General features: G+C 30.8%; 2 protein-coding genes. Both read left to right on the top strand.

Annotated features, from left to right (window positions below; translation table 11 throughout):
* Positions 1-145: 145 nt before the first annotated feature.
* Positions 146-970: a tetratricopeptide repeat protein gene (locus ESY88_RS20595; protein ID WP_147088583.1), complete on the top strand. Its 825-nt coding sequence runs from the start codon at positions 146-148 to the stop codon at positions 968-970.
* Positions 971-1,104: 134 nt separating this feature from the next.
* The gene (locus ESY88_RS20600; protein ID WP_147088584.1) at positions 1,105-1,458 is read left to right on the top strand and encodes a hypothetical protein; all 354 of its coding nucleotides are present in this window, start codon (positions 1,105-1,107) and stop codon (positions 1,456-1,458) included.
* The last annotated feature ends 119 nt before the right edge of the window (positions 1,459-1,577 follow it).

A 1,577-nucleotide genomic window follows, 5' to 3' on the forward strand; every position in this document is an offset into this window, starting at 1 on the left:
CACAACATCGCGTATAATTAATTGCTAGGTCTGTTCTTCTTCCGAAAATCCTCGCGGATGCCCAAGTTCGTTATTTTTTGCTAAATTTACTGCTTGAGACACGCAACTAATCATACTCAAGAGCGTTACCCAACATTAGAAAAAAATGACATTACCTGAAAAAATAAATGAAGTATCAACAAATTCAGAAATAGAGATTGGAGTATATCCACCAAACGGATTCCTGCAATTTGAAGAAGCTAGTTTAGGAAATGGAGATAATTTTGGTTTCTATTGGGAGTTTGGAAAAGAAAATCAGGAGCCTATAATTTGTGAAATGATTCACGATGAAGGAATTATTATACCGAGATTCTCAAATCTTGACAAATTTTTAGATTGGTATAAACTGAATGATTATGATTGGGGAGAAGAAGAAATTGAGGATGAAAAATTTGTTTTCAGCTTACTAAATAAAGGAAATGAATATTTGAAACAAAATGACCCTAAAAAAGCAATTGAATTTTATAAAGAAAGTACAGAGAGTTTTGGAGAAATAAGTGAAAACTGGTTCAAACTCGCTTCTCAATATAAAAGAATTGGAAATGAATTAGGGTTTCAAAAAAGTATAATTAATTCAATTATTTCAAATTGGGCGATTGAGTTTCCTTCTCAAAACGCTATAAGAATGATTAAGAGTTTAAACCCAGTTGAGGAATTAAAAAATCATCCATTAATTAAGAATAGAGAAAATCTTGAATTTAACTTTGGTGGTAGAAAGGAAAATAAAGACTATTTAGTAATCCGAAAAATAATAGAAGAACTAAACGAAAATGGAGACGTAAACAAAGCATTAATAATGGAACAGAATTATGCCTTAAAGATGTATTGGGAAACGTCTTCCTTTCAAGAGAGAAACAATTTCAAACTTGAAGAATGGAAAAAGAAATTTAAAGAAAAAACTAAAGAACGAATAAAAATAAACGTTGGGTAACACCGTATAAAATTAATTGCTGGTTTTAGCCTGTTTACGAAAGTTCTCGCAGACTTTAAATTTGTGTTTTATTTACTAATTTCATTGCTTGAAACACGCAACTAATCTTATACCTAACGTTACCACCAATTTGAATGAAACGCAATTTTAAATACATATTGATAATTCTAACATTTGGACTCTTCCAAAATCTACTTGCGCAGGAAAATAAAGTAGGAAAAGTAAAAGTCGTGAAATACAGAGATACATCCGATAGGTTTACTGAATCGACAACTGACTCTACTCTCGCATATTTAAATAAAAGAGAACACGATATTTTAATTACAAATAAAAAAGATACTACACGACTGAAAACTAACTCTCTCGGAATTTTTGAAATCCCAAAAAAGTATTTTAATTATTGTAGCATAACTGTAAATCCTAAAACAAAAGACTTACGAGAAGAATTTTTGTTTATGGAGGGACTTGGGAAAAAAGACATGTTTTGACCCCTATAAAACAAGAGTAATCTTTTAAATTTCGGTTATTGATTAAGCGGTTAATTTTTTCATTATAATCAGGTGCTTATCCGCGTTCCATTTCTCCATTGGCGTAATTCGCCCCAACA

It is taken from the genome of Subsaximicrobium wynnwilliamsii (assembly GCF_007997225.1).
GTDB lineage: Bacteria > Bacteroidota > Bacteroidia > Flavobacteriales > Flavobacteriaceae > Psychroserpens > Psychroserpens wynnwilliamsii.